Origin of the sequence: Nocardia sp. CWNU-33 (assembly GCF_046764895.1) — a bacterium.
Classification (GTDB): domain Bacteria; phylum Actinomycetota; class Actinomycetes; order Mycobacteriales; family Mycobacteriaceae; genus Nocardia.
Genome location: NZ_JBKOQN010000100.1, coordinates 1 through 1,571, shown reverse-complemented (window position 1 = coordinate 1,571; position 1,571 = coordinate 1). Strand labels below are relative to the sequence as shown.

The following is a 1,571-nucleotide window of genomic DNA, read 5'->3' as shown; positions in this document are numbered from 1 at the left end:
GAGGTCGAGTTCGTTTCGGCCGCCGAGGTCGATTACATGGATGTGTCGCCGCGTCAGATGGTGTCGGTGGCGACCGCGATGATCCCGTTCCTCGAGCACGATGACGCCAACCGTGCCCTGATGGGTGCGAACATGCAGCGTCAGGCGGTGCCGTTGATCCGGTCGGAGTCCCCGATCGTGGGCACCGGTATGGAGTTGCGTGCTGCGGTCGATGCCGGTGATGTGGTGGTGAACGAGAAGTCCGGTGTGGTCGAGGAAGTTTCGGCCGATTACATCACCGTGATGGCCGACGACGGCACTCGCAAGTCTTATCGGATGCGGAAGTTCGCGCGCTCGAACCAGGGTACGTGTGCCAACCAGCGGCCGATCGTGGACGAGGGGCAGCGGGTCGAGCAGGGTCATGTGCTCGCTGATGGTCCGTGCACCGAGAACGGTGAGATGGCTCTCGGTAAGAACCTGCTGGTGGCGATCATGCCGTGGGAGGGCCACAACTACGAGGACGCGATCATTCTGTCGCAGCGTCTCGTGGAAGAGGACGTCCTCACCTCGATCCACATCGAGGAACACGAGATCGACGCCCGTGACACGAAGTTGGGTGCCGAGGAGATCACGCGGGACATCCCGAATGTCTCCGATGAGGTGCTGGCCGATCTCGACGATCGTGGCATCATCCGCATCGGTGCCGAGGTCCGTGACGGTGACATCCTGGTCGGGAAGGTCACCCCGAAGGGTGAAACCGAGCTGACTCCGGAGGAGCGGTTGCTGCGGGCGATCTTCGGTGAGAAGGCACGCGAGGTGCGTGACACCTCGTTGAAGGTGCCCCACGGTGAGTCGGGCAAGGTCATCGGTATTCGCGTGTTCTCGCGTGAGGACGACGACGATCTGCCTCCCGGTGTCAATGAGTTGGTGCGCGTGTATGTGGCGCAGAAGCGCAAGATCCAGGATGGCGACAAGCTGGCCGGTCGGCACGGCAACAAGGGTGTTATCGGCAAGATCCTCCCCACCGAGGACATGCCGTTCATGCCTGATGGCACTCCGGTCGACATCATTTTGAACACTCATGGTGTGCCGCGTCGTATGAATATCGGTCAGATCTTGGAGACCCATCTGGGGTGGATCGGCAAGGCAGGCTGGGATGTCGGGGCCGACGCGGACGGCACGAACCGTCCGGATTGGGCCAAGGCGCTGCCGGAAGAGATGCTGGCGGCTCCTGCCGACTCCAACATCGCGACCCCGGTGTTCGACGGCGCCCGCGAAGAGGAGCTGACCGGTCTGCTCGCTTCGACCCTGCCCAACCGTGATGGTGAGCGCATGGTCGACGAGAACGGCAAGTCGACCCTGTTCGACGGCCGCTCCGGCGAGCCGTTCCCGTACCCGGTCGCGGTCGGCTACATGTACATCCTGAAGCTGCACCACTTGGTCGACGACAAGATCCACGCCCGTTCGACCGGCCCGTACTCGATGATCACCCAGCAGCCGCTGGGTGGTAAGGCGCAGTTCGGTGGCCAGCGCTTCGGCGAAATGGAGTGCTGGGCCATGCAGGCCTATGGCGCGGCCTACACGCTGCAGGA

1 protein-coding gene is annotated in these 1,571 nt (G+C 63.1%); it reads left to right on the top strand.

Annotation, left to right across the window (positions count from 1 at the left end; genetic code table 11):
* Nucleotides 1-1,571, top strand: a 1,571-nt coding sequence (locus tag ACLMAL_RS39500) for a DNA-directed RNA polymerase subunit beta (protein WP_412003749.1), incomplete at both ends; no start/stop codon positions are given.